The sequence below is a fragment of the Stenotrophomonas nitritireducens genome, from assembly GCF_001431425.1.
GTDB classification, from domain to species: Bacteria; Pseudomonadota; Gammaproteobacteria; order Xanthomonadales; family Xanthomonadaceae; genus Stenotrophomonas; species Stenotrophomonas nitritireducens.
Map to the genome: position 1 here is coordinate 17281 of NZ_LDJG01000012.1, position 24759 is coordinate 42039.

The window sequence follows — 24759 nt, forward strand, 5'->3', positions numbered from 1 at the left end:
GCACGGACTCCGACCCGAGCGACATTCCCACATGAGCAATCCCGGCAAGACGCTTTCCCTGGACGAGAACCGGCTGTTCCCGTCCGACCCGACCCAGCGCGCCATCGCCCGCCGCCTGTACGCGCAGGTCGCCGGGCTGCCGATCGTCAGCCCGCATGGGCATACCGACCCGGCCTGGTTCGCCGGCAACGCGCCGTTCGCCAACGCCACCGAACTGCTGCTGGTGCCCGACCACTATGTGTTTCGCATGCTCTACAGCCAGGGCGTGCCGCTGGATGCGCTGGGCATTCCGCGTGCCGACGGCCGCCGTGCGCCGGTCGATCCGCGCCAGGCCTGGCGCGTGTTCGCCGAGCGTTTCCACCTGTTCCGCGGCACGCCGTCGTCGCTGTGGCTGAACCATGTCTTCCATGAGGTGTTCGGCCTGCGCGTGCGCCTGGACGCGGGCACCGCCGACCACTACTACGACACCATCACCGCCGCGCTGCAGGGCGATGCGTTCCGTCCCCGCGCCCTGTTCGAGCGTTTCAACATCGAGGTCATCGCCACCACGGAAGGACCGCTGGACACGCTCGAACACCACCAGGCCATCGCCGACAGCGGCTGGAACGGCCGCGTGCTCACCGCCTATCGCCCCGACGCGGTGGTGGATCCGGAGCACGAGGAATTCGCCGGGGCGCTGGAGCGCTTCGGCGACATCACCGGCGAGGACGTGCACAGCTGGGAGGGCTATCTGCGCGCGCATCGCAACCGCCGCGGTTTCTTCAAGGCGATGGGTGCGACCTCGACCGACCACGGCCACGAAAGCGCGATGACCGCCGACCTGTCCGCCGCGCAGGCGCGCGAACTGTTCGGCAGGATCGTGAGCGGGCGGTTCAGCGCCGGGGAAGCGGCGCTGTTCCGCGGCCAGATGCTGACCGAGATGGCGGCGATGAGCCTGGACGATGGCCTGGTGATGCAGTTGCACCCGGGCTGCCATCGCAACCACAACCCGACGCTGTTCCGGCGCCATGGCCGCAACATCGGCGCCGACCTGCCGCTGGTCAGCGAATACGTGCGCGGGTTGAAGCCGCTGCTGGACCGTTTCGGCAACGAGGCGGATTTCAGGCTGATCCTGTTCACCCTCGACGAGAGCACCTATTCGCGCGAGCTCGGGCCGATGGCCGGCCACTATCCGTGCCTGTACCTCGGCCCGGCCTGGTGGTTCCACGATGCGCCCGAAGGCATGTGGCGGTTCCGCGAGCAGACCCTGAGCACCGCCGGCTTCTACAACACGGTCGGCTTCAACGACGACACGCGCGCCTTCCTGTCGATCCCGGCGCGCCACGACGTGGCCCGGCGCGTGGACTGCGCGTTCCTGGCCCGCCTGGTGGCCGAGCATCGGCTGGACGAGGACGAGGCGGCCGAACTGGCCGTGGACCTGGCCTACCGCTTGCCGAAACAGGCCTACAAGCTGTGAGCCCCCTCCACGCCGCCCCCGCTTTCCAAGGAGCCACACCATGAACCGACGACTCCCCCTGCTAAGCCACGCCGTGCTGGCGGCCACGCTGGCCACCGTGCTGGGCTGTACGCCTGCCGCGCAAACTGCCGCGCAGCCAACCACGCCGCCGACCACGTTGAAGGCCGCCTACCGCGACGATTTCCTGGTCGGCGCGGCGATCAACCAGGCCGTGGCCGACGGGCGCGATGCCTCCTCGCAGGCGCTGGTGCTGCGCCAGTTCGACACCATCACCGCCGAGAACGAGCTCAAGCCCGAGCGCGTGCTGCCGCGGCCGGGCGAGTACGACTTCGCGCCGGGCGATGCGGTCGTCGCGTTCGGCCGCGCGCACGGCATGTTCGTCGTCGGCCACACGCTGTTGTGGCACGTGCAGACCCCGCCATGGCTGTTCGTCGACGGGCAGGGCCGGGCGCATGGCGCCGACGCGCAGATCGAACGCCTGCGCGACTACATCGAGCACGTCGCCGGCCGCTACGCCGGCAAGGTGCAGGGCTGGGACGTGGCCAACGAGGTCATCGGCGACGACGGCAATTACCGCGACAGTCCGTGGCTGCGCAACGTCGGCGACGGCGACCGCCTGGTGCGCGAGGCGTTCCGCTTCGCCGCCCGCTATGCCCCCGACACCGAGCTGTACTACAACGATTACGGCACCGAGAACCCGCTGCGGCGCGAAGGCATCGTGCGCATGGTGAAAATGCTGCAGGCCGACGGGCTGCGCATCGACGGCATCGGCATGCAGGGCCACTGGGGCATCGACAGCCCGTCGATCGCGGAGATCGAGCAGAGCATCGACGCCTTCGCCGCACTCGGGGTCAAGGTCATGATCACCGAACTGGACATCGACGTGCTGCCGCATCCGCCGGTCGCCGACGGCATGCGCGCCGACGAGCACCTGCAGCTGCCCGACGATCCGGTCCAGCGGCAGCGGCTCGATCCGTGGCCGCAGGGCCTGCCGGCGGACATGCAGGACAGGCTGGCGCGGCGCTACGCCGACCTGTTCGCGCTGTTCCACCGCAAGCGTGCGGCGATCAGCCGGGTGACGTTCTGGAACGTGCATGACGGAGCGTCCTGGAAGAACGATTTCCCGGTGAGGGGACGCACCAACTATCCGCTGCTGTTCGACCGCAATGCGCAGCCCAAGCCGGCCTTCGAGGCGGTGCTGGCGATACCGGCGCAGGCCGCGCCGGACCGCTGACGCGGCGACCCGCCGACCGCCCGCCCTGCTTGCCGCCGCGGCAGCCAGCAAGGTGGGCGCCCTGCGCGGGGTCAGTGTCCGCCCAGGGCGAGGCCGACCGCCGACGCGCCGCCATCGCCCAGGCGCGCATAGGCGCGGCGCAAGGCCTGGACGAAGCGTGCGTCGGCCGCCAGCGGGCCGAACACGGCGTCGATGCGCAGGAAGCGGGCCACGTCCTGCGCGGCGTCGCCGCTGGCGGCGTGCCCGGCTTCGGCCAGTGCGACGGCCAACGGGTCGGCGAGGGCCGCGCCGTTGCCGGTCTCGCGCCGCACGAACTGCAACCACGCGGCTACCGGCAGGCACAGCGCATCGATCGGGTGCTCCCTGTCCAGCGCCTCGCCGATGGTGTCGAGCAGGCGTACCGGGATCTTCTGCGAACCGTCCTGGGCGATCTGCGCCAGCCGGTGCCGGACCGCCGGATTGGCGAAGCGGGCGAGGATCGCGCCGATGTAGGCGTCGGCGTCCAGCCCCCGCGGCAGCGCCAGGTTCGGAGCGATGTGGACGCGCAACAGCCGTTCCACGAACGGCCCCAGGGCGGGATGGCGCATCGCCTCGGCCACGCTTTCCAGGCCGAGCAGCAGTCCCAGGTAGGCCAGCGCCGAATGCGGCGCATTGAGCAGGCGCAGCTTGGCGCGGTCGTAGCCGGCGATGTCGGCGCTCATCGTCACGCCCACCCGTTCCCAGTCCGGGCGGCCGGCGCAGAACGCGTCCTCCACCACCCACTGTGCATACGGCTCGCGTTGTACCGGCCAGGCATCGACACATCCGAGTGCGTCGGCCACGCGCTCGCGCAGCGCCTCGTCGCTGGCCGGGGTGATGCTGTCGACCATCGAGCGCGGGAACGTCGCCCGGGCGTCGATCCATTCGGCCAGCGCGGGATCGAGACGGCACGCATAAGCCACGCATGCGCGGCGCAGCTTGCCGCCATTGTCGGGCAGGTTGTCGCAGCTGAGCACGGTGTAGGGTGGCATTCCCTGCAATCGCCGCGCGCGCAGTCCCGCCACCAGGTAGCCGATCGCGCTGACCGGCGCGTCGGGCCGCGCCAGGTCGTGGACGATATCCGGATGCGCCATGTCCAGTTCGCCGCCGGCCAGGCAATAGCCTTTCTCGGTGATGGTCAGGGTCACCAGCCGCACCGCCGGGTCGGACAGGCGCGAGAGAACCACGTCGGCTTCATCGCGCGCGCACAGGACCTCGCGGATCGCGCCGATCACCCGCAGCGATGGCCGCTCGTCCAGCAGCGCCAGGGTGTAGAGCCCGTCCTGCGGGCGCAGGGCATCGCGTACGCCGCTGCTGTGCAGGGAGACGGCGCTGATGGCCCAGTCCGGCGCATCGGCCAGCAGCGCGTCGATGTAGACCGCCTGGTGCGCGCGATGGAAAGCACCCGGACCGAAGTGGACGATGCCTGTCCGGGTGCGGGACGGGTCGTAGGACGGGCGCGCGACGGCGGGCGGCAGCGCATCGAGGCAGGCGCCGCGCAGGCGCGGGCGCAGCGGAGGGGAAACGGGAGCGGTGGCGTCCATCGGTCACCAGTCCCACATCGCGCCGTCTTCCAGGCGCGCGATCGGCAGCTGCTTCGGCGAGTACGGGTACTTCGCGGCCAGTTTCTCGTCGATGTCCACGCCATGCCCCGGCGTGTCGCCGACATGCAGGCGGCCGTCGCGGAAGACGTAGTCGTGCGGGAACACCTCGTTGGTCAGCTCGACATGGAGCATGTATTCCTGGATGCCGAAGTTCGGCGCCCAGGTGTCGAAGTGCAGCGCCGCGCCCATCGTCACCGGCGACAGGTCGGTGGCGCCGTGGAAGCCGGTGCGCACCTGGTGCAGGGCGGCGAAGTCGGCCAGGCGGCGGATGTGGGTGATGCCGCCGCCGTGCACGAGGGTAGTGCGGATGTAGTCGATCAGCTGGTTCTCGATCAGGTGCTTGCAGTCCCAGATCGAGTTGAACACTTCGCCGACCGCCAGCGCGGTGACCGAGTGCTGGCGGATCAGTTCGAACGATTTCTGGTTTTCGGCCGGGGTCGCGTCCTCCAGCCAGAACAGCCGGTACGGCTCGACGCTCCTTGCCAGCCGCGCGGCCTCGATCGGCGAGAGCCGATGGTGCACGTCGTGCAGCAGCTCGACGTCGTCGCCGTGGTCCTTGCGCAGGCGCTCGAACAGCTTCGGCACCACGTCCAGGTAGCGCGGCGTGTTCCACACGGTCTCGGCCGGCAGCTCGCTTTCGGCCGGCTCGTAGGCCTTGCCCGCCGCGACGGCGCCGTAGGCCTTCTTCACCCCGGGCACGCCGCACTGCGCGCGCACGGCGAGGAAGCCCTGTTCGATATGGCGGCCGACATCGTCGCTGGCCTCGGCGATGTCGCTGCCGTGGGCGTGCGCGTAGACCAGCGCGCCTTCGCGCGAGCGCCCGCCGAGCAGCTGGTACAGCGGCAGGCCGGACATCTTGCCGAGGATGTCCCACAGCGCCACGTCCACCGCGGCGATCGCGCTCATCGTCACCGGGCCGCGCCGCCAGTACGCGCCGCGGTACAGGAACTGCCACAGGTCCTCGATGCGGCCGGCGTCGCGGCCGATCAGGTTGGGCACGACGTGCTCCTGCAGGTACGCGGCCACGGCCAGCTCGCGGCCGTTGAGGGTGGCGTCGCCCAGCCCGTACACGCCGGAACGGGTGGTGATCTTCAGGGTGACGAAGTTGCGGCCGGGGCAGGCGACGATGACTTTCGCATCGACGATCCGGCGGTCGTTGTTCGAGCCGTAGTGGCTGGTTTCGCGGGTCTGGGCGTTCATGGGCGCTCGGGGGCAGGGGTCACGGGATGCGGATTTCGAACGGACCGGCGGGCAGGCCGGCACCGTCGTACAGGGTCACGACCGGGCTGTCGGCCCAGCCGTAGCGCACGCGGGTGGCAGCGGAGACGTCGGCGCGCAGCAGTACCTCGTCGCCGCGGATGCGCGCGTCGGCGTAGCGGCACGAGCCGGTAGCGTCGCCGCACAGTTCGAAGCCGAGCGGGCCATCGCCGCCATAGGCGACCAGGCCGTCGCCGATGTCGCCGAAGCGCACCGCCACCGCATCGCCTTCGCGGCGTGCGGCCAGCGGCACCGGGCCGGAGGCCGGCAGGCGTTCGCCATAGACCACATGCCGCGCCGCGCGCGCCAGGCGCCGGCCCAGTTCCTGCTTGTTGGCCGGATGGATGTCGCCGCGCTCGCCGATGTCGATGGCCACCGCCAGGCCGCTGCGCGCGTCCTCGGCGGCGACCATGCGCTGCGCCTGGCGCAGCTGCGCCGAACCGCTTTCCTGCGGTCGCGTCGGTGCCGCGCCATAGTTGGCCAGCTGCACCACCAGCAGCGGCAGGCCGGCGCCGAACTGCGCGCGCAGGTCGCTGCGGTAGGCGCGCAACAGGCCGGGATAGGCCGCCGCCTCGCCGGTATTGGATTCGCCCTGGTACCACAGCGCGCCGCGCAGCGCGTATTGGCCCAGCGGCGCGACCATGCCGTTGTACAGCGTGGTCTTGCCCGAGGCCGACAACCAGGGCGCCAGCGGCGGTGTGGCCATGCCCGGCGGCACGGTGCGGTATTCCCAGCCGGCATCGTCGAGCGCGATGCGGGTGCCGTCGGCCAGCAGCAGGGCGCGGGTGTCCTTCGGCCCGACCAGACCGCCGTCGAGGTAGGTGTTGAGCGCGTTGACCACGATCAGGTTGTCGCCTTCGCGCAGCAGGCCGGCCGGCAGGGGATAGGCGCGGGCGTCGCCGCCATAGCTGCTGCCGACGCCGCGGCCGTTGACCCAGGTCTGGTCGATCTCGTCGACATTGCCCAGCGCCAGCGTGGCGCCCTGCGCGGCCTGCGCCGCGCTCAGCCTCAGCTTCGCCCGGTACCAGAGCATGCCGGTGAAGTGTTCCAGCCCGGGGACGCCCCAGGCCTGGTAGTTGCCCAGCTGCGGTGGCGCGGCGCGCCAGCCCGCGGCGGCGGCTTGCGGCAGCCACGGCCGGTCGCCGGCGGCCACGCCGGGCTGCGCGTTCCACCACGCGTCCCACAGTTCGCCCCAGCGCGCACTGGCCGCCTGCGGCGCGTGCGCGTACTGCGCCAGCACGTCGAGCGCGTCGCCGTAATCGCCGGCGCCGCGCAGTGCCCCGGCGCTCAACCAGGCTTCTATGCGCGAGCCGCCGAGCGAGGCGTTGATCAGGCCCATCGGCACGTCCACGTCCTTCTGCAGCTCGCGCGCGAAGTAGTAGCAGGCCGCGGAGAAATCCGGCACGTTCGCGGGCGTGGCCGGCTGCCAGCGCACCGGTCCGGCGAAATCGCGGTGCGGCGCTGGCATGCCGGCCTGCGGCACCTTGAGCAGGCGGATGCGGTCGTTGTCGGCGCCGGCGATCTCCGCGCGCGCGTTCAGGCTGCGATGCACCTGCAGCTCCATGTTCGACTGGCCGCTGCACAGCCACACATCGCCGACCAGCACATCGGCCACGCGCCGGGTCTGGCCGCCGCTGCGGGCGATCAGTTCATGCGGACCGCCGGCCTCGAGCGCCGGCAGCCGCGCCTGCCAGCGGCCATCGTCGCCGGCTTGCGTTTCCACGCGCCTGCCGGCGAGTTCGACCTGCACCTGCGCGCCGGGCGCGGCCTGGCCCCACACCGGGATCGGCCGGTCGCGCTGCACCACCGCGTGATCCTGGAACAGCGGGTGCAGCAGTGGCGGGTCGGCGGCCCGTGCGCTGAAGGCGTTGCCGGCCAGCGCGAGCAGCATGGCGTTGAAGCAGCGCGACACGCTGCGCGAGAGGTTCGGATTCACGGTCAATGCCCCGGGGCGAACGGAAACGACAGCGACTGGTACCAGGACAGCGGATGCGGCGGCGGTACCTCGCCGGCCGGCAGCGGCAACCGGTTCAGGCTCTGCCAGTAGGCGAGGCTGGCATCGCGCCACCACTGCGCTTCGCGCTGCTGGATGGCGAGGAAATTGGCGACCTGGCGGTGGCGCTCGGCATCGACATGGGCGGACAGCCCGGCCCAGGTCGCGCGCATGGCCCTCACCTCGTCCACGCCGCGCGTGTAGCGGTGCGCCAGTTCGTTCCACAACGTGTCGCCGGAGGCCAGGCGGAAATCCCACGGCACGTGGTGGAACCACAGCAGGTACTTTTCCGGAACGCGGTGCACGTCGCCGAACCCGGCCGCCAGCGGCGCGGCGTACTGCGCCACCGCATTGCTGCCGGTCGCGGTGCGGTCGAAGCCGATGCCGCGCGCGTCGGCGCGGTGGTAGTAGACCGGGTCCCAGTCGGCGCGTTCGCTGCCGGCGTCCCACGGCGCCGGGCCGTAGTGGTGGCCACGCGCCATCAGGTGATGCAGGCCGAGCGGGGTCATGTAGTCCACCACCGCCTCGTGTGAGGCCATCATCATGTCCACCACCGGCGCCACGAAGCGCGGGTCGGCGGTGAAAGTCATGCGTACCCACTCGGCGGCGATATCGCGCGCCGATTGCGCGGGGTTCCAGGCCAGCCGGCCGAAGGCGTACCAGTTGGCCTGGTCGAAGATCGAGCCGCTCCAGTTGCGGTCGCTGCCGATGTTGGCCACCCCGGCCATGCCGGTCAGGCCATGGCCGTGCAGCGAGCCGTCGACCACCCGGAGCACGGTCGAGCCCTCGCCCTGCACGTGCGTGTCCGCCCGCAGGGTTTCCTCGTACAGCGTGCCCAGGTAGGCCAGGTGGGTGGCGAAGCCCAGGTATTCCTTGGTGAGCTGGAATTCCATCATCAGCGGCGTCTTCGGCATCGCGCCGAACAGCGGATGGAACGGCTCGCGTGGCTGGAAGTCGATCGCGCCGTTCTTGACCTGCACGATCACGTTGCGGGCGAAGCTGCCGTCCAGCGGTACGAATTCGCTGTAGGCCTGTTTGGCGCGGTCGTCGGGTTGTTCGTGCGAGTAGACGAAGGCGCGCCACATCACGATGCCGCCGTGCGGCGCTACCGCCGCGGCCAGCAGGTTGGCGCCGTCGGCGTGGCTGCGGCCATAGTCCTGCGGGCCGGGCTGGCCCTCGGAATTGGCCTTGACCAGGAAACCGCCGAAATCGGGGATCAGCCGGTAGATCTCGTCGGCCTTGTCGCGCCACCACCGGCGCACGGCGGGATCGAGCGGGTCGGCGGTGTCCAGCCCGCCGATCTCGATCGGAGCGGAAAAGCGTGCGCTCAGGTACACGCGGATGCCGTAGGGGCGCATCACGTCCGCCAGCGCGGCGGCCTTTTCCAGCCACGGCGCGGTCAGGCTCAGCGCCTTGGCGTTGACGTTGTTGAGCACCGTGCCGTTGATGCCCAGAGAGGCGTTGGCGCGGGCGTAGTCGGTATAGCGCGGGTCCAGATGGCCGGGCAGCTTGTGCCAGTCCCAGAGCGACTGGCCGGCATAGCCGCGCTCGACGCTGCGGTCCAGGTTGTCCCAGTGGTCGAGCAGCCGCAGCTGCACGCGCGGGGCATCGCGCAGGTCGATCCCGGTGGACGCCCGGCCTTCCAGCATCCGGCGCAGGAAGGCGAACACGCCGTACAGCACGCCGATGTCGTCGTTGCCGGCGATCACCGTGGCCGCATGCCCGTCGATGCGCACGCTGCGGATCAGGTAGCCCTCGCGGCCCAGCGTCGCGGCGTCGAGCCGCAGCCCGGCCACCAGCGGCGAGGAGGCGGGCGTGCCGAGGACGAGGGCGCCGTCGCGCCGCACCGTGGACACCCGCGCCGGCGCGGTGCCGAGCAGTCCTTCCAGCCCACGGTTCAGCTCGGCGAGCGCCGCGGCCTGGGTCGGCGTGGCGTCGGCAGCGACCAGTTGAGAGGCAGCCGCCTGCCAGGCCCGCGCGTCGGCCGCCGGCAGCGGCCGGTAGCGCAGCCACAGGTCGTAGCCGTCCTCGGCGTGCAGGGGCAGGGCCTGCATCCCCAGGAGCAGCAGGGCGCAGGCGCCGATGAAGCGGCGCAGGCGGCCGTTGCGGGATGGCGGATGCGGGCCGGATGGCAGGCTCATCGGGAGTTTCCTCGGTTCGGGCAAGGCGGATGCGGAAGGGTCCGTGCCGGTGCGGAGCGGTCGCCCGCCGCGCGGCTTGTCGCTACCATGGTGTGCAGTTGGATCACGTCCGCACCGGATACGCGTTTCCATGGCGCCTGGCCTGGGATCTGCGCAGGGAACCGCGCATCGCGGCCCCCGTGTCCGCCGGCCACACGAAGGGACACACCTTGGAGAAGGTCAGGAAATCGATCCGCCGCAAGGGCCACGCGACCACCATCGGCGAGGTGGCGGCGCTGGCCAAGGTCTCGCCGATGACCGTCTCGCGGGTGATCAACGGCAACGCCAATGTCCGCGACGCCACCCGCGAGCGCGTGCTGCGCGCGGTGGACAAGCTGGGCTACACGCCGAACCTGGCCGCCAGCACGCTGGCCGCCGCGCAGAGCACGCGGGTAGCGCTGATCTATACCAATCCCAGCGGCGCGTACCTGAGCGACCTGCTGGTAGGCGTGCTGCACGGCGCCGCGCGCGCGGCGGTGCAGCTGGTGATCGATTCCTGGGACGAACTCGATGCCGAGGGCGAGCGCCGCTCCGCGCGCGCACTGGCGCGCAGCGTGGCCGGGGTCATCCTGCCGCCGCCGCTGGGCGAATCCAAGGCGGTGGTGTCCGAACTGGTGCGCGCCGGCATCCCGGTGGTGGCGATCGCCGCCGAGCGTTTCCGCGAGGACATCTCCTGCGTGCACATCGACGACTTCCGTGCGGCGCGCGAGATGACCGAGTACCTGATCTCGCTGGGCCATACCCGCATCGGCTACATCAAGGGTCATCCCAACCAGGTCGCCAGCCAGCGCCGCTTCGAGGGCTACCAGGCGGCGCTGGCCGCTGCCGGCATCGCCCCGGACCACGCGCTGGTGCAGCAGGGCTACTACACCTACCGTTCGGCGCTGGAGCCGGCCGAGAAGCTGCTGACGCGGCGCAATCCGCCCACCGCGATCTTCGCCAGCAACGACGACATGGCCGCGGCCGCCGTCTCGGTGGCGCACCGGCGCGGGCTGGATGTGCCCGGCGACCTGTCGGTGGTCGGCTTCGACGATACCTCGGCCGCGACCCGGGTCTGGCCGGAACTGACCACGGTGCGGCAGCCGCTGGAGGCGATGGCCGATGCCGCCCTGGACCACCTGCTGCGCAGCATCCGCAACAAGGAGCGCGAGCACGTGCTGATCGACCAGGTGGTGCAGCACGTGCTGGTCAAGCGCGATTCGGTGGCCGCGCCGCGCCGCGGAAGCTGAGTGCCGCGGCGCCCGGCCTCCGGTGCCGGCCCCGATCACGGCTGCCGCAGATGTGGTGATGCCGGCCATGCAGTCGTTTCCCCGTCATGCGCGCCCGTGCCGCCGGTCGCGTGTTGTTTCCGCCGGTCGCGCCGGCCGTTTCCCATCCTCCGTGGAAGGAGCCCTGGTCCTCCGGCGCATGGACCCCGCCGGGGCGGCATCGCGCGCGAACGCGTGACGGTTGCCCTGGCGCTGGAGCGGTACGCGGATGCGGACCCGAGCCCCTTCCACGGAAGACGGTGGGCCGGCGGATGGCGCCGGCCCACCTCATGCCGTCAGCGCAGCAGGTATTGGTTCAACAGGTTCTCATAGGCCTCCTGGCGGCCGCTGGCCTGCTTCGGTTCGCCGAGGGTGGCGGCCATTGCGGCGAGCTCGGCCAGGCCCAGCTTGCCGTCGGCGAAGTCCTTGCCGGTGCCGCTGTCAAAGCTGGCGTAGCGCTCGCGGCGCCACCGTTCCCACGGCGAATCATTCAGCAGCGCATGCGCCACCTCCAGGCCGCGCGCGAACGCATCCATGCCGCCGATGTGGGCGATGAACAGGTCCTGCAGGTCGGTGGATTCGCGCCGCGGCTTGGCATCGAAGTTCAGGCCGCCCTCCAGGCCGCCCTGGCGCAGCACTACCAGCATCGCGCCGACCGTGTCGTACAGGTCGGTCGGGAACTGGTCGGTGTCCCAGCCGTTCTGCGCGTTGCCGCGGTTGGCGTCGATGCTGCCGAGCAGGCCGTGGTCGGAGGCCACCTGCAGGTCGTGCTCGAAGGTGTGGCCGGACAACGTGGCGTGGTTGGCTTCGATGTTGAGCTTGAAATCCTTGTCCAGCCCGTGCTCGCGCAGGAAGCCGGCGACCGTGGCGCTGTCGAAGTCGTACTGGTGCTTCATCGGCTCCATCGGCTTGGGTTCGATCAGGAAATTGCCCTTCAGGCCGATGCTGCGGCCGTAATCGCGCGCGGCGCCCAGGAAGCGCGCGAAGTTGCACAGCTCGCGCTTCATGTCGGTGTTGTGCAGGCAGGCATAGCCTTCGCGGCCGCCCCAGAACACGTAGTGCTCGCCGCCCAGCTCGACCGTGGCTTCCAGCGCCGCCTTGACCTGCACCGCGGCGCGGGCGACCACCGCGAAATCCGGGTTGGTGGCCGCGCCGTTCATGTAGCGCGGGTGCGAGAACAGGTTGGCCGTGCCCCACAGCAGCTTGATGCCGGTGGCCTGCTGGCGCTCCTTGGCCAGGGCCACCATGTGCCTGAGGTTCTTCTGGTACTGGCCGATGTCGTCGGCGTCGGGTGCCAGGTCCACGTCATGGAAGCACCAGTACGGCGTGCCCAGCTTGGTGAAGAACTCGAACGCGGCATCGACCTTGGCTTCGGCGGTGGTCATGGCATCGCCCTTGTCCCACGGGAAACGCCGCGTGCCGGGGCCGAACGGATCGTGGCCGGCATTGCCGAAGGTGTGCCAGTAGCAGGTGGCGAAGCGCAGGTGCTCGGCCATGGTCCTGCCGCCGATCACCTTGTCGGCGTCGTAGACCTTGAACGCGAGCGGGTTGTCCGAATCGCGGCCTTCGAACTGGATCCGGCCGATGCCGGGGAAGTACTCGGTGGCGCCGATGAAGGGGTGGATGCTCATGTATTGCTCCTGTCTGGCATGGAGGGGAGAAGTGGAGAAACGTCAGGCGGCGTACAGCGGCCGCACGGCGTCCAGGTGTTCGAGGAAGCGGCGGTAGGGCGCGCGGTAGGCTTCGACCCGCTGCGGGTCCGGCGCGGCGGCGCGTGCCGGATCGACCGCCACGTGCGCGGCCACCAGCTGCGCCGGCATGGCCGATCCGCCCTGCGCCCGCTGCAGCGACCACAACGCCTGCAGCGCGGCGCCGAACGCGGCGCCTTCGGTCTGCCGCGGCACTTCCACGTGCAGGCCGAACACATCGGCGACCATCTGCCGCCAGGCCGGGCTGTTGGCGCCGCCGCCGGTCAGCACGATGCTGTCGAAGGCCATGCCGGCGCGGATGAAGGCGTCGAAGCCGTATTTCAGGCTGTAGGTGGCCCCCTCCATCGCCGCACGGTAGAAATTGGCCGGGTCGGCGTTGCCCGGATCCAGCCCGGTCATCACGCCCTTGCCATGCGGCAGGTCCGGCGTGCGCTCGCCGTTGAGGAACGGCAGCAGGGTCAATCCGCCGGCGCCGGGCGCACTGGCGGCGATGCGCGCATCGCCCTCGCGGGCGCTGAAGCCGAACAGGCGCGCCACCGATTCGGTGGCCACGGTGCAGTTCATGGTGCAGATCAGCGGCAGCCAGCCGCCGGAGGACGAGCAGAACGCGGCCCAGGCGCCTTCCGGATCGACCACCGGGGTATCGGAGTAGGCGAACAGCGTGCCCGAGGTGCCCAGGCTCATCGCCAGCCGCCCGGGCACGACCGCGCCGGTGCCGAAGGCGGCCATCATGTTGTCGCCGCCGCCGACCGACACCTGCGTCGCGGCGGGAATACCCAGTTCCGCGGCGATGGCGGGGGCGACGGCGAACAGCGTCCCGGTCTCCACCAGTGGCGGCAGGCAGGCGGAGAGGTCGCGGTGCGGATCGGTGGCGTGCAGCAGTTCCGGCGACCATCGCCGGCTGCGCACGTCCAGCCAGCCGGTGCCCGAGGCATCGCCGTGCTCGCAGAAATACTCCCCGGTCAGCCAGAAGTTCACGTAGTCGTGCGGCAGCAGGATATGCGCCAGCGCGGCATAGGCCTGCGGGCGGTGCTTGCGCGTCCACGGCAGCTTGGAGGCGGTGTAGCCGGCCAGGATCGGATTGCCGGCCCGGGCGATGGCGCCGGCAGCGCCGCCGAGCGCAGCCATGATCTCGTCGCACTCGGCCTGGGTGCTGGTGTCGCACCACAGCTTGACCGGCGCCAGCACCCGCCCGGCGGCATCCACCGGCACGAAGCCGTGCTGCTGGCCGGAGACGCCGATGGCCGCCACCTGCGCACGCTGCGCCGGCTCCAGCCGGGCGAAGCAGGCGCGGATGGCGTCGATCCACCATTGCGCGTGCTGTTCGCGGCTGCCGTCATCGCCGGCGATCAGTTCCAGCGGCTGGCCATGGCTGGCCACCACCGCGCACGTGTCCGGATCGTAGGCGACCAGCTTGACGCTCTGGGTGCCGACATCCAGCCCGACGAACAGTCCGCTCATGGCTGGCACTCCTGAAGCGGAACCGCTTCCAGCAGAAAAATGTTAGCGCTACCAAAAGCGCGCCAAAAAAAAGCCTCCGGGGAAGAGACGATTGATTCCATGCCGCGGTGATCCGTGTCGTGGGGCCTTGAACTCTAGCAGCAGTACCGGCCACGCGTTGTTGCAATGCGCAACGCGCCGGGCAGGGCCGATGCGGGTGGCGCAGTCGCTACAATGCCCGGTCCATGAATGCCGTCATCCCCCTTCCCGATCCCGCTCCGCGCGCCCGTGATCCCCGCGCGGCCGAGCGCGAACACCACAAGCTCGCCAAGCGCCTGCGCCGCCAGGTCGGCCAGGCCATCGCCGACTTCGGCATGATCGAGGCCGGCGACAAGGTCATGGTCTGCCTGTCCGGCGGCAAGGACAGCTACACCCTGCTGGACATCCTGCTGCAGCTGCAGAAGAAGGCGCCGGTGCCGTTCGAGCTGGTGGCGGTGAACCTGGACCAGAAGCAGCCCGGCTTCCCCGAACACGTGCTGCCGGAATACCTGGCCGGACTAGGCGTGCCGTACCACGTCATCGAGCAGGACACCTATTCGGTGGTCAGCCGGGTGATCCCGGAAGGCAAGACCATGTGTTCGCTGTGCTCGCGCATGCGCCGCGGCTCGCTGTACAGCTACGCCGAGGAGAACGGCTTCACCAAGATCGCGCTGGGCCACCACCGCGACGACATGGTGGCCACGTTCTTCATGAACCTGTTCCACCACGCCAAGATCTCCGGCATGCCGCCCAAGCTGCGCAGCGATGACGGCAGGCACGTGGTGATCCGTCCGCTGGCCTATGTGCGCGAGAGCGACATCGTCGACTACGCGGCGGCGCGCCGGTTCCCGATCATCCCCTGCAACCTGTGCGGCAGCCAGGAAAACCTGCAGCGCAGGCAGGTCGGGTTGATGATGAAACAGTGGGAAAAGGACCATCCCGGCCGCATCGAGCAGATCTCGCGCGCCATGGGCGACATCCGTCCCTCGCAGATGGCCGATCCGAACCTGTTCGACTTCCTGGCGCTGGGCCGCCGCGACGACGCGCCGCTGCCCGATGCGCATGCCTGGCTGGCCGGCGGCGACACGCAGGCCGCTCTTCCGCAGGAAGAAGACTGAGGCGGCGCAGTCGCCATGATCCATGCGCCGCGTCGCGGCGCCCTCTCCGGGCGGGAGGATTCCTCCCCCCGATCACGCATTTCGCAGGACATCCATGTTTTTCAAGAATCTCACCCTGTTCCGCTTCCCCACCTCCGTCGATTTCTCCGAGGTCGACACCCTGCTGCCGCACGTGGTGCTCAAGCCGGTCGGCGCGCTGGAAATGACCTCGCGCGGCTTCATCTCGCCGTTCGGGCGCGAGGAGAAGGAGCAGTTCTCGCACCGCATCGGCGACGCGCTGTGGCTCACCGTCGGCGGCGAGGAGAAGATCCTGCCCGGCGCGGTGGTCAACGACCTGCTGGCGCGGAAGCTCGAAGAGATCGAAGAGAAGGAAGGGCGCAAGCCCGGCGGCCGCGAGCGCAAGCGGCTGAAGGACGACCTGCTGCATGAACTGCTGCCGCGCGCCTTCGTCAAGAGCTCGCGCACCGACGCCTTCCTCGACCTGCAGCACGGTTACGTCGCGGTCGACAGTTCCAGCCGCAAGACCGGCGAGAACGTGATGAGCGACATCCGCGGCATGCTCGGCAGCTTCCCGGCAATGCCGCTGAACGCCGAAGTCGCGCCGCGCGCCATCCTGACGGCATGGATCGCCGGTGAGCCGTTGCCCGAAGGCCTGAGCCTGGGCGAAGAGTGCGAGATGAAGGACCCGGCCGAAGGCGGCGCGGTGGTCAAGTGCCAGCACCAGGAACTGCGCTGCGACGAGATCGACAAGCATCTTGATGCCGGCAAGCAGGTCACCAAGCTGGCGCTGATCTTCGAGGACAACCTGTCTTTCGTGCTCGGCGACGACCTGATCGTGCGCAAGCTCAAGTTCCTCGACGGCGCGCTGGACCAGCTCGAGCACATCGACGAGGAAGGCCGCCGCGCCGAACTCGACGCGCGCTTCGCCCTGCAGAGCGGCGAGATCCGCCGCCTGTTCCTGCTGCTGGAACAGGCGTTCAAGCTGAGCAAGGCCGACAGCTGAACCGGGAATCCACCTACCCGGTGGCCTGACCGGGCAGGGACTATGCTGGGCGCATGGCCAACCTGTTCCGCCGCCTGATCGCACCCGTCGCGCCCGCCATCCAGCGCGACACGGTGCGGCTGCGCCTGGACGATGCCGAGATCGAGGTGCTGCGCGTGCGCGATCCGCGCGCGCGCCGGCTCAAGCTCAGCGTGGACGAGCGCGGCGCGCGGCTGACGATGCCGCTGCGCGCCAGCCTGGCGTCCGGCGAGCGTTTCCTGCAGGCCAACCGGCAATGGCTGCAGCAGCAGTTGGCGCGCTTCGACGGCGACGGACTCATGGCGCCGCCGCTGGCGCTGCGCGAGACCGGCGTGCTGCCGCTGCGCGGTGCGCTGCTGCCGGTGCGCTGGCAGGAGGGGCGTTTCACCCGCATCGAGGTGGACGCCGAAGGCGCCTGCATCCAGTTGCCGGCACGGGCCGGCGACGCCTCGCTGCGCCGCGTGCTGCGCGAGTTCTACGAGGCGCAGATGCGTGCCGACGTCGGGCGCTGGCTGCCGGCCTATCTGCCGGGGCTGTCGCGCGCGCCGGCGCGGCTGCGGCTGAAGGTGATGTCCTCGCAGTGGGGTTCGCTGGCACCGGACGGTTCGATGGCACTGGACCTGGCGCTGGCGCTGGCGCGTCCTTCGGCGTTCGAGTACGTGCTGGTCCACGAACTGTGCCATCTGCTGCAGGCCAACCATTCGCCGGCTTTCTGGGCCGAGGTGGAAGCGCGCTTCCCGCATTGGCGGCAGGAGCGCGATTACCTGCGCGAGGAAGGGCGCATGCTCAAGGCGACACTGCGGCAGATGCTGCAGGTGCAGGTACCGGCATAGTGCCTGCGCCGCGGGACCGCCGGCCACCCGGCGGCCCCGCCCGCTTGATGGGGGCGGCGGCCATGGCGGCTTTGCGATTCAGGCGGTGCGCCGCGACGCGATCCCCGCATGGCCGGTACCGGCCGAGTGATGGAACAGGGAAACCGCTTTGGCCAGGGCCTGTGCCTGCTGTTCCATCGAATGCGCGGCGGCGGTGGCTTCCTCCACCAGGGCGGCGTTCTGCTGGGTGGTCTCGTCCATCCGGGCGACGGTCTGGTTGACCTGCTCGATGCCGGCGCTCTGCTCCTGCGAGGCGGCGGAGATCTCGGCCATGATGTCGGTCACGCGCTGCACCGAAGTGACGATCTCGCCCATGGTGGTGCCGGCCTGGTGCACCAGCTGCGAGCCCTCGGACACCTTGTCGACCGAGGTTTCGATCAGTTCCTTGATCTCCTTGGCGGCACCGGCCGAGCGCTGCGCCAGCGTACGCACCTCGCTGGCGACCACGGCAAAGCCGCGGCCCTGCTCGCCGGCGCGCGCGGCTTCCACCGCCGCGTTCAAGGCCAGGATGTTGGTCTGGAAGGCGATGCCGTCGATGACGCTGATGATGTCGGCGATCTTCTTCGACGAAGCCTCGATGTCGGCCATGGTGGTGACCACCAGGCCCACGACCTGACCGCCCTGCGAGGCGACGCCGGCCGCGCCCTGCGCCAGCTGGTTGGCCTGGCGGGCGTGTTCGGCGTTCTGGCGCACGGTGGAGGTCAGTTCCTCCATCGAGGCGGCGGTCTCTTCCAGGTTGGCGGCCTGCTGCTCGGTGCGGCGCGACAGGTCGTTGTTGCCCGACGCGATTTCGCCGGCGGCGCTGCTGATCGCCGACGAGGCGCCCTGGATGCGGCCGACGATCGAGGTCAACTGGTCGACCGTGGCATTGGCGTCGTCGCGCATCTGCGCGAACACGCCGCGGAAATCGCCTTCCATGCGTGCGTCAAGATCGCCCTGCGAAAGCGTGCGCATCACCCTGGAGACCTGGTCGACACTGCCGGCGATGGCGTCCAGCAGGTTGTTCAACTGCACCGACAACTGGTGCAGGAAGCCATCCTTGCCTTCCAGTCCGATGCGCGCGGACAGGTCCCCGGCGATGGCGGACTCCACCAGCCGGCTGACTTCCCGTTCCACTTCCAGTTCGGCGGTGCGGTCGGCCCATTCCACGACGTAGCCGATGCGATGGCCGTCGCCGTCGGTGATCGGGTTGATGATCTGGCGCATCACATGGTTGCCGATGGTGATCTGCGCGCGATGGGTGCCGCGCAGCCCGCCCAGCAGCCGGCGCTGGTGCGCCGGGTGCCTGTGGAAGATGTCGATGTTGCTGCCGACCAGCGTCTTCATGTCGAAGTTCGGCAGGTCGCGGCGGATGTCCTGCTCGGCCCGGCCCAGCAGGTCGAGCAGTGGCCGGTTGGCATGGAGGATGTTGAGGTCGGCGTCGGCGATCATCACGCTGGTGGTCACTTCGTCCAGCGCGGTGCGGATGCCTGCGTTCTCCCGTGCCAGCCGCTGTTCGCCGGCCTGCCGGCTGTATATCTGGTCGCTCATCAACACCAGCGCCTCGGCCAGCGAACCGCGCGGGAACCGCATGCGCGCCATTTCCTCCGGTACCGGCCGGCTTTCGGCCACGCCGCGGGCCAGCTCGGCCAGCCGCCGCGGGCCGTGGCCGAGCGAATCGACCTGGCGCCGGAGTTCGATGGCCATGACGCAGATGAAGCCGGTTTCCAGCACCACGTAAGCGGCATGTACCAGCACGATGCCGAAACCGCTGTCGGGCGCGAAGGCGCGTATCGGCAGGCCGCGGCTCTGCAGCCAGTAGAAGGCCAGGTGGTGCACGGCGATGCCGGCGGCGGCGGCCACCACCGGCAGCCAGTCGCGGTAGTACAGCAGCAGCGCCAGCACCACGAACACGCCGAAATGCATTTCGACCAGGCCGTGCGACTGCTGGATCATCACCGCCACCAGCGCCATCAGCACCAGTGCCACCGTCACGCTGGCCAGGCGGGTGCCCCCGGCCAGGCGCAGCTGCACGGCCATCAGCGCCAGCCCCGGCACCGCCACGGCGAGGAACGGCAGCCATTGCCCGTACCAGAACGCCAGCCCCAGCGAACCTGCGCCCAGCAGCAGGGCGAAGGAGAGGAACAACCGGTCGGCCTTGATGGCCAGGCCGCGGGCATAGACGCTGGCCCGGGAAGAATGGGGGGAATCGGTCATCGGAGGGGCAACCTGGGAGAGGAGAGACGTCGGGGCGATGTGCAGGCGCAGGAGGCGCCGACGAGGGCGGTGCGGGTGCGGGCGAGCAGCTGCGGCAGCCATTGCCGCAGCCGGGTAGCGGGCGGGCCGTTGCCGCAGAGAGCGGGGTCGGGCACCAGGGGACCGGCGTAGACCAGACGATGGCCGGTGGCGAGGATCAACACCTCGTGCGTTCCGTCTTCCACTTCCGTCGCGATGGCTTGGCCATCGGCGGCCTGCATTGCGGCGGCCAGCGTCCGCCAGGCAGGGTCCCCGTCGCCCTCGGGGCTGCAGGCGCAGCCGGGCGCGAGGCGGATGGCCAGCGGTGCCTGCTCGCTTCCAGCGGGAAGCCGGCCAAGCAGGTGCGCCAGTGAACGTTCGGCGTCGGCCAGGTCGCCTGCCCGCCAGGACGGGGGCTGCAGATGGGCCAGCGCCATGGCCGCCCAGCCCAGCCAGAAGGCAAGCAGCAGGCCGCCTGTCAGCAGACGGGCTTTGCCGGGGGTGGGAGCGGAGCGGGGAGCGGACACGGCGACGCCAAGGGGAAAGGGAAAGCCACGGACATGCGCGGGTCGGGTGCGGCCTTCGGGAGAGGTCGTGCCTCACGGCAATGGACGTTTTGCTCCAGGCGCTATCGGCCGTTCGCGCCGGTTCTTTAGCTGCGGGAAACCGCCGGCGCAGCGCCAGGACAACGCCGACACCCGCACCGCTGGAGGCCGGCCGGGATTTTCCCGGGCGGCCCGGGCCGCATTACAGGGACAGCAGGAAATCCCGGATCAGCGCCGCCACCGCTTCGGGCTGGTCCATGTGCAGGTGGTGATGGCCGGGCAGGATGTGCAGGCGGCCATGGCGCAGCAGGGCCGCGCGCTGGCTGCGTCCGGGTTCGGGAAAATACGCCTGTGCTGGCGTGGCGTAGATCACCTGCGCCGGGCATTGGATGGCCGCGAGCACGTCGCGCACCTGGTCCTCGGTCATGCGCACGGCGGTGGGCAGCATCAGCCGCGGATCGCTGCGCCAGCTCCAGCCGCCCTCGACCGGCCGCACACCGCGCTCGACCAGCCGCCGCGCGGAGGCTTCGTCCAGCTGATTGGCCAGCATGCGCGCGCGCACCGGCGCGGCCAGGTCGGCGAACACGCGCAGTTGTTTGTCGCCGAGCGCGGCCAGCGCCGCCACGTGCGCGCGCAGCCGGTCGACGGTCTCTCCCGCCGGGGCGGCGAGCCCGCCGAGCGCTTCGATGGCGACCAGCGCCTGCGCCCGCTGCGGCGCCACCGCAGCCACCAGGCTGGCGATGGCCGCGCCCATCGAATGGCCCAGCAGCACGCAGCGCTCCCAGCCCAGCGCATCCATGATCGCCAGCACCTGCACGATCGCCTGCGGCGTGGTGTAGGCCGCGTCGGCGGGCAGGTGGTCGCTCAGGCCGTGTCCGGGCAGGTCGGCCAGCGCCCAGTCCAGCTCCGGCAGCTGCGCCGCCAGCGGGACGAAGCTGGCCGCGTTGTCGAGCCAGCCGTGCAGCGCCAACACCGGCAATCCGCCGCGGGTGCCGGTGCGGAGCCCGGCGACATGCAGGCCGCCGGCATCCAGTTCGAACGGCGTGGTCATGCGCCCTGCGTGGCGGCCAGCGCGGCCAGCGCGCGGGCGTGGGCCGGCGCGTCGTTCAGGCAGGGGATGTAGCGCATGCTGGCGCCCCGTTCGGCGACGGTGGCGGCGAAACCCATCGCCACTTCCTCCAGGGTTTCCAGGCAGTCGGTGGCGAAGCCGGGGCAGACCACGTCGAGCGTCTTAGTGCCGGCCTCGGCCAGCGCCCACAGCGTGGGCTCGGCATAGGGCTGCAGCCAGCGTTCGCGGCCGAAGCGCGACTGGTAGGCCAGCTGCCAGTCGCCGTCGCCCAGTTCCAGCGCCGCGGCGATCGCGCGCGCGCTGGCCTCGCAGCGCTGCGGATACGGGTCGCCGGCGTCGGCCAGCCGCTGCGGGATGCCGTGGAAGGAGAACACCAGCCGGTCGCCGCGGCCGTGCCTGCGCCAGTAATCGCGGATCGAATCCGCCACCGCCGCCACCCACCGCGGGTCGTCGGCGTAGTCGCGGATGGTGTGCACGTCCACGTCGCGGTGACGGGCCTGCCATTGCCGCACCATGTCCTCGACCGAGGCGGTGGTGGTGGTCGAATACTGCGGGTACAGCGGCAGCACCACGATGCGCTCGGCGCCTTCGGCGGCCAGCGCGTCCAGTGCCGGCAGCAACGCCGGCCGGCCGTAGCGCATGGCCTCGCGCACCTGCCAGTGCGGCAGTTCGCGGGCGATGTTCGCGACCAGGCGGCGGGTGTGGACCGCCAGCGGCGAGCCCTCCGGCAGCCAGACCTGCGCGTATTTTTGCGCCGAGCGGCCGCCGCGCAGCGGCAGGATCAGGCCGTGCAGCAGCGGCTTCCACAGCAGGGGCGGGATCGAGACCACGCGCGGGTCGCTGAGGAACTCGGCCAGATAGCGACGTACCGCAGGGGCGGTGGGTGTCTCGGGCGTGCCTAGATTGACCGCGAGCAGCGCGGTAGTGGGGGCGTCGGACATGCGCTCATTGTGGCTGAAGTGCAGGATCGAGTGGAGGGGCGGCGGCAGGGAAGGAGGAGGGGCGGCGGAGGGAGCCGAAGCCGGGATCGGGCCGTCGTCGCCATGCGGGCGCGCCCGCCCATGCATTCCAGCAAACGAAGGCACAGGCCGGAGATGTGGCCGGACATGCTCTGTCGAGGTCGAGGTCGAGGGGCGGTCGGCAAGCACCCGCGTGGAAGGAATTGTGCGGCGGACGAATCAGGGAGGCCTGGCGAATCGAGGCGGGCCGTCGCCCTTCTTTCGTTCCTCGCCTGTTCATCGCCCCGCTTCCAATCTCGGTGCCTTGCCGTATCTTTCCGTGCACCGACCTGTGGAGTCCGCCATGCGCCGCCTGCCGTACCTTGCCCTGCTGCTGTCCGCCAGCCTGTTGTCCGCCAATGCCGTGGCCGGGCCGCAGGAGGACCAGCGCGCCCGCAATGCCGTGCGCGTGCTGAGCGAAATCCAGGAAATTCCCGAGCAGGCCATCCCCGACAAGCTGCTCGACGAGGGCCGCGCGATCATCGTCATCCCCGACACGATCAAGGCCGGCCTGGTGATCGGCGGCCGTCGCGGGCATGGCCTGATGTCGGTCAAGACCGCGGACGGCAGCTGGTCCAACCCGGTGTTCGTCAAGCTCACCGGCGGCAGCATCGGCTTCCAGGCCGGCGTGCAGTCCTCCGACGTGATCCTGGTGTTCCGCAACAACCGCAGCCTGGACAACATCGTCAACGGCAAGTTCACCCTGGGCGCCGACGCCGGCGTGGCCGCCGGTCCGGTCGGGCGCAGCGCCGCCGCCGCCACCGATGGCCAGCTCAAGGCCGAAATCTGGTCGTGGTCGCGCGCGCGCGGCCTGTTCGCCGGCGTGGCGCTGGATGGCGCGGTGCTGTCCATCGACGATGCCGCCAACCTCGACGCCTACGGCCAGGGCACCACGCCGCGCATGATCCTCGAAGGCCGCCTGAATGCGGCGCCGTCCAGCGACGTGGTCGCCTTCCGCGACCGCCTGGAGGAATCCACCTACTCCGCACGCGAGAAGCGCGGCACCCAGGGCAGCGCCGCGCCGGTTGCCTCGTCGGCGCCCCGCGCGCAGGCGGTCACCGTGTCCGGCAGCCCGCAGCAGGGCGCCGAGGCCACCACCCAGCCGCTGCAGCCGGCCACCGCCGAGCCCGTGCCGCAGCAGGGGTTCCAGCCGGTATCCGAAGGCGAGATCCGCACCGAGTCGCTGGACGGCAACAACTGACCTTCGGCACGGGCATCCGTCGGGGCCGGGTGCGCTATGCTCGTCGGCCTCCACACCGAATAACGCGAGCGGATCATGGGCAGTTTCAGCATCTGGCATTGGTTGATCGTGCTGGTCATCGTCGTGCTGGTGTTCGGCACCAAGCGGCTGACGAGCGGCGCCAAGGATCTGGGCAGCGCGGTCAAGGAATTCAAGAAAGGCATGCGCGAGGACGACACGCCGCCGGCGCGCCTGAGCGACGAGTCGCGCGAGCGCGAACCCAGCCGCGACACGCAGGCCGAGCGCGACCGCGAAACGCGCTGACCCACGGGCTCCAGGCGTGTTCGATATCGGCTTCGGCGAACTGCTGCTGATCGCGGTGGTGGCGCTGGTGGTGCTGGGCCCGGAACGGCTGCCCAAGGCGGCGCGCTTTGCCGGGCTGTGGGTACGCCGCGCCCGCAACCAATGGGATTCGGTCAAGCAGGAGCTCGAGCGCGAGCTGCAGGCCGAAGAGCTGCAGCGCAACCTGCGCAGCGTGCGCCAGTCGGTGCAGCAGACCGAGCGCGAGCTGCAGGACGGCGCCACGCAGCTGCAGGGCGAGGTCGATGCGCTGCGCCGCGAGGTCGATGCGCCCGCCACGACCGCGCCGCCGGCCACCGATGCCGAAGCGGCGCCGGAAGCCCTGCCGGCCGCTGCCGCCGATGCGGTCCAGGAGCAGGCAGCGGCGGTTCCTGAACAGCGGGAGCGCACGCCATGAGCGACGGCTTCAACGAGAGCCCGCTGATCGAGCACCTGATCGAGCTGCGCGCGCGCCTGGTGCGCGGGCTGCTGGGGCTGGGCCTGGTGCTGTTGGCCCTGCTGCCGTTCGCGCGCACGCTCTACAGCCACCTGGCAACGCCGTTGATCTCGCAGCTGCCCGCCGGGCAGACGATGATCGCGACCAACCCGGCCGGCGCGTTCTTCGCCCCGCTCAAACTGACCTTCTTCACCGCCGTGTTCATCGCCGTGCCCTGGCTGCTGTACCAGGCCTGGGCGTTCGTGGCGCCGGGCCTGTACGCGCGCGAGAAGCGCCTGGCCCTGCCGCTGCTGGGGTCGGCCGTGGCGCTGTTCTATATCGGCTGCGCGTTCGCCTACTTCCTGGTGTTGCCGGCGGTCTTCCATTTCCTGACCACCTTCCGCCCGGATGTCATCGCGATCACTCCGGACGCCAACGCCTACCTGGACTTCGTGCTGGCGATCTTCTTCGCCTTCGGCGCCAGCTTCGAGCTGCCGGTGGCGATGGTGATCCTGGTGCTGCTGGGCTGGGTGACGCCGCAGCAGCTGCGCGAGGGGCGCGGCTACGCCATCGTCGGCATCTTCGTACTGGCGGCGGTGCTGACCCCGCCGGACGTGGTCTCGCAGCTGATGCTGGCCATCCCGATGTGCGTGCTTTACGAACTGGGCATCCACGCCGCGCGCTGGCTGCTGCCGCGCGACCGTGAAAGGAACGTCACGTCCTGACAGGCATCATGAATGGGGTACGCCGGCGGATCCGGATTACCTTTGATGTCCACTGAAATCCGAAG

General features: G+C 70.4%; 20 protein-coding genes. 10 read left to right on the top strand and 10 right to left on the bottom strand.

Features of this window, described 5'->3' with window-relative positions; genetic code table 11:
* The first annotated feature begins 31 nt into the window (after positions 1–31).
* A complete protein-coding gene (gene uxaC, locus ABB22_RS08750; RefSeq protein WP_055768876.1) occupies positions 32–1456 on the top strand; it encodes a glucuronate isomerase in 1425 nt (474 codons plus the stop codon).
* Positions 1457–1496: 40 nt separating this feature from the next.
* Positions 1497–2690, top strand: a complete 1194-nt coding sequence (locus ABB22_RS08755) for an endo-1,4-beta-xylanase (RefSeq protein ID WP_055768879.1) — start codon at positions 1497–1499, stop codon at positions 2688–2690.
* A 71-nt stretch (positions 2691–2761) separates the two neighbouring features.
* Here the strand turns inward: ABB22_RS08755 and ABB22_RS08760 are convergent, their stop codons facing one another.
* Genes ABB22_RS08760 through ABB22_RS08775 form a run of 4 tightly spaced genes read right to left on the bottom strand, consistent with a single transcriptional unit; the run spans position 2762 to position 9616 of the window.
* Positions 2762–4252: a mannitol dehydrogenase family protein gene (locus ABB22_RS08760; protein WP_055768882.1), complete on the bottom strand. Its 1491-nt coding sequence runs from the start codon at positions 4250–4252 to the stop codon at positions 2762–2764.
* A gap of 3 nt (positions 4253–4255) precedes the next feature.
* Positions 4256–5512 (bottom strand): D-mannonate dehydratase ManD, encoded by a 1257-nt coding sequence (gene manD / locus ABB22_RS08765; protein ID WP_055768885.1) that lies wholly within the window; start codon positions 5510–5512, stop codon positions 4256–4258.
* 19 nt (positions 5513–5531) lie between these two features.
* Positions 5532–7460, bottom strand: a complete 1929-nt coding sequence (locus ABB22_RS08770; protein ID WP_055770255.1) for a sialate O-acetylesterase — start codon at positions 7458–7460, stop codon at positions 5532–5534.
* A 47-nt stretch (positions 7461–7507) separates the two neighbouring features.
* Positions 7508–9616: an alpha-glucuronidase family glycosyl hydrolase gene (locus tag ABB22_RS08775; protein ID WP_055770259.1), complete on the bottom strand. Its 2109-nt coding sequence runs from the start codon at positions 9614–9616 to the stop codon at positions 7508–7510.
* Between the two features lie 296 nt (positions 9617–9912).
* Here ABB22_RS08775 and ABB22_RS08780 point away from each other — a divergent pair, with 296 nt between their 5' ends.
* Positions 9913–10971, top strand: coding sequence for a LacI family DNA-binding transcriptional regulator (locus tag ABB22_RS08780; RefSeq protein WP_055770262.1), 1059 nt, complete (start codon positions 9913–9915; stop codon positions 10969–10971).
* Positions 10972–11285: 314 nt separating this feature from the next.
* Here the strand turns inward: ABB22_RS08780 and xylA are convergent, their stop codons facing one another.
* Both xylA and xylB read right to left on the bottom strand, forming a co-directional pair.
* Positions 11286–12620, bottom strand: a complete 1335-nt coding sequence (xylA, locus tag ABB22_RS08785; protein ID WP_055768888.1) for a xylose isomerase — start codon at positions 12618–12620, stop codon at positions 11286–11288.
* Between the two features lie 42 nt (positions 12621–12662).
* Positions 12663–14159: a xylulokinase gene (gene xylB / locus ABB22_RS08790; RefSeq protein WP_055768891.1), complete on the bottom strand. Its 1497-nt coding sequence runs from the start codon at positions 14157–14159 to the stop codon at positions 12663–12665.
* 224 nt (positions 14160–14383) lie between these two features.
* On the opposite strand from xylB, the gene ttcA reads away from it, so the two are divergent.
* From ttcA to ABB22_RS08805, 3 genes are all read left to right on the top strand, one after another.
* On the top strand, positions 14384–15295 hold the full coding sequence (ttcA, locus tag ABB22_RS08795) for a tRNA 2-thiocytidine(32) synthetase TtcA (protein WP_055768895.1): 912 nt from the start codon (positions 14384–14386) through the stop codon (positions 15293–15295).
* A 94-nt stretch (positions 15296–15389) separates the two neighbouring features.
* Positions 15390–16298 carry a recombination-associated protein RdgC gene (locus tag ABB22_RS08800; RefSeq protein WP_055768898.1) on the top strand — a complete coding sequence of 303 codons (909 nt, stop codon included), beginning with the start codon at positions 15390–15392 and terminating at the stop codon, positions 16296–16298.
* 53 nt (positions 16299–16351) lie between these two features.
* The gene (locus ABB22_RS08805) at positions 16352–17149 is read left to right on the top strand and encodes a M48 family metallopeptidase (protein ID WP_055768901.1); all 798 of its coding nucleotides are present in this window, start codon (positions 16352–16354) and stop codon (positions 17147–17149) included.
* A 78-nt stretch (positions 17150–17227) separates the two neighbouring features.
* Here the strand turns inward: ABB22_RS08805 and ABB22_RS08810 are convergent, their stop codons facing one another.
* The 4 genes from ABB22_RS08810 to hemH form a co-directional block, all read right to left on the bottom strand.
* Positions 17228–19384 (bottom strand): methyl-accepting chemotaxis protein, encoded by a 2157-nt coding sequence (locus tag ABB22_RS08810; protein WP_057505182.1) that lies wholly within the window; start codon positions 19382–19384, stop codon positions 17228–17230.
* Positions 19381–19929 (bottom strand): hypothetical protein, encoded by a 549-nt coding sequence (locus ABB22_RS08815; protein ID WP_152984092.1) that lies wholly within the window; start codon positions 19927–19929, stop codon positions 19381–19383. The genes ABB22_RS08810 and ABB22_RS08815 overlap by 4 nt, the downstream gene beginning before the upstream one ends.
* 220 nt (positions 19930–20149) lie before the next feature.
* On the bottom strand, positions 20150–20998 hold the full coding sequence (locus ABB22_RS08820; RefSeq protein WP_055765609.1) for an alpha/beta fold hydrolase: 849 nt from the start codon (positions 20996–20998) through the stop codon (positions 20150–20152).
* Positions 20995–21957 (bottom strand): ferrochelatase, encoded by a 963-nt coding sequence (hemH, locus tag ABB22_RS08825; RefSeq protein WP_055765606.1) that lies wholly within the window; start codon positions 21955–21957, stop codon positions 20995–20997. The genes ABB22_RS08820 and hemH overlap by 4 nt, the downstream gene beginning before the upstream one ends.
* A gap of 361 nt (positions 21958–22318) precedes the next feature.
* Between hemH and ABB22_RS08830 the strand changes: the two genes are divergently transcribed.
* The 4 genes from ABB22_RS08830 to tatC all read left to right on the top strand — a co-directional run bounded on the left by ABB22_RS08830 (position 22319) and on the right by tatC (position 24694).
* Positions 22319–23215, top strand: coding sequence for a lipid-binding SYLF domain-containing protein (locus tag ABB22_RS08830; protein WP_055765603.1), 897 nt, complete (start codon positions 22319–22321; stop codon positions 23213–23215).
* Between the two features lie 75 nt (positions 23216–23290).
* Positions 23291–23518 (top strand): Sec-independent protein translocase subunit TatA, encoded by a 228-nt coding sequence (gene tatA, locus ABB22_RS08835; protein WP_055765600.1) that lies wholly within the window; start codon positions 23291–23293, stop codon positions 23516–23518.
* 16 nt (positions 23519–23534) lie between these two features.
* On the top strand, positions 23535–23951 hold the full coding sequence (gene tatB, locus ABB22_RS08840) for a Sec-independent protein translocase protein TatB (protein WP_055765597.1): 417 nt from the start codon (positions 23535–23537) through the stop codon (positions 23949–23951).
* Positions 23948–24694 carry a twin-arginine translocase subunit TatC gene (gene tatC / locus ABB22_RS08845; protein ID WP_055765593.1) on the top strand — a complete coding sequence of 249 codons (747 nt, stop codon included), beginning with the start codon at positions 23948–23950 and terminating at the stop codon, positions 24692–24694. Before tatB ends, tatC begins: the two co-directional genes overlap by 4 nt.
* Positions 24695–24759 lie beyond the last annotated feature (65 nt).

Bases quoted from the DNA above. Each gene is read 5' to 3' on its own strand.
- ABB22_RS08805 (WP_055768901.1), top strand. From the start codon at position 16,352: ATGGCCAACCTGTTCCGCCGCCTGATCGCACCCGTCGCGCCCGCCATC.
- ABB22_RS08755 (WP_055768879.1), top strand. From the start codon at position 1,497: ATGAACCGACGACTCCCCCTGCTAAGCCACGCCGTGCTGGCGGCCACG.
- ABB22_RS08800 (WP_055768898.1), top strand. From the start codon at position 15,390: ATGTTTTTCAAGAATCTCACCCTGTTCCGCTTCCCCACCTCCGTCGAT.
- ABB22_RS08820 (WP_055765609.1), bottom strand. From the start codon at position 20,998: ATGACCACGCCGTTCGAACTGGATGCCGGCGGCCTGCATGTCGCCGGG.
- xylA (WP_055768888.1), bottom strand. From the start codon at position 12,620: ATGAGCATCCACCCCTTCATCGGCGCCACCGAGTACTTCCCCGGCATC.
- ABB22_RS08830 (WP_055765603.1), top strand. From the start codon at position 22,319: ATGCGCCGCCTGCCGTACCTTGCCCTGCTGCTGTCCGCCAGCCTGTTG.
- manD (WP_055768885.1), bottom strand. From the start codon at position 5,512: ATGAACGCCCAGACCCGCGAAACCAGCCACTACGGCTCGAACAACGAC.
- ttcA (WP_055768895.1), top strand. From the start codon at position 14,384: ATGAATGCCGTCATCCCCCTTCCCGATCCCGCTCCGCGCGCCCGTGAT.
- xylB (WP_055768891.1), bottom strand. From the start codon at position 14,159: ATGAGCGGACTGTTCGTCGGGCTGGATGTCGGCACCCAGAGCGTCAAG.
- tatC (WP_055765593.1), top strand. From the start codon at position 23,948: ATGAGCGACGGCTTCAACGAGAGCCCGCTGATCGAGCACCTGATCGAG.
- ABB22_RS08775 (WP_055770259.1), bottom strand. From the start codon at position 9,616: ATGCAGGCCCTGCCCCTGCACGCCGAGGACGGCTACGACCTGTGGCTG.
- ABB22_RS08810 (WP_057505182.1), bottom strand. From the start codon at position 19,384: ATGACCGATTCCCCCCATTCTTCCCGGGCCAGCGTCTATGCCCGCGGC.
- ABB22_RS08760 (WP_055768882.1), bottom strand. From the start codon at position 4,252: ATGGACGCCACCGCTCCCGTTTCCCCTCCGCTGCGCCCGCGCCTGCGC.
- hemH (WP_055765606.1), bottom strand. From the start codon at position 21,957: ATGTCCGACGCCCCCACTACCGCGCTGCTCGCGGTCAATCTAGGCACG.
- tatA (WP_055765600.1), top strand. From the start codon at position 23,291: ATGGGCAGTTTCAGCATCTGGCATTGGTTGATCGTGCTGGTCATCGTC.
- uxaC (WP_055768876.1), top strand. From the start codon at position 32: ATGAGCAATCCCGGCAAGACGCTTTCCCTGGACGAGAACCGGCTGTTC.
- ABB22_RS08770 (WP_055770255.1), bottom strand. From the start codon at position 7,460: ATGCTGCTCGCGCTGGCCGGCAACGCCTTCAGCGCACGGGCCGCCGAC.